Raw genomic sequence first — 553 nt, 5'->3', positions numbered from 1 at the left:
GACCGACCGCTGCCGGCGCCGCTGGCCGACGCGCTCAGCGCGCGCCAGCGCGCTGCGCTCGCGGCCCTGTATTGCGCGCAGATGAGCTGCTGGTTGATCCACGCGCTCTGGGGCGCGCGCAGCGCAGCGCAGCACACGGTGATCGTCGAAGGCCCGCTCGCGCACAACCGCAACTACCTGCTGGCGTTGCAGGCGCTGCTGCCCGGTGCCCGCTGCCATGCCAGCGTTGACGCCGTCGAAGGCACGGCCCGGGGCGCCTGGTGCCTGGTGCAGCGCGCGCACGCCAGGCACGCCGCGCGCCTGGAGCCCGTCGCCCCGGTGCCGCTGCCCGGTATTGCGGACTACCACCGGCATTGGCTGCGGCAATTGCAAGAATGCACTTCTTCAAAGGTCTGAAAACATGAACCCGAACACCGCTTGCGCCGAGGCCCTTGCGCCCCATCCGGACCTGGACTACTCGCTCACGGGGGCGAACGCGAGGCGGGCGATCGAGCGCGGCCTGGCCGAGGCCCGGTGGTACCAAAGCCCGGTCCCGCGCGAGCAGCTGCGCCAG

1 protein-coding gene is annotated in these 553 nt (G+C 72.0%); it reads left to right on the top strand.

The genetic code is table 11. The annotated features are described in order from the left end of the window. Window positions 1–396, top strand: a 396-nt coding sequence (locus VTU_RS34335) for a carbohydrate kinase (protein WP_010110788.1), incomplete at its 5' end; no start/stop codon positions are given. Window positions 397–553 lie beyond the last annotated feature (157 nt).

The organism is Verminephrobacter aporrectodeae subsp. tuberculatae At4 (genome assembly GCF_000193225.1).
GTDB classification, from domain to species: domain Bacteria; phylum Pseudomonadota; class Gammaproteobacteria; order Burkholderiales; family Burkholderiaceae_C; genus Acidovorax; species Acidovorax aporrectodeae.
This window is presented reverse-complemented; position numbering and strand designations above follow the sequence as displayed.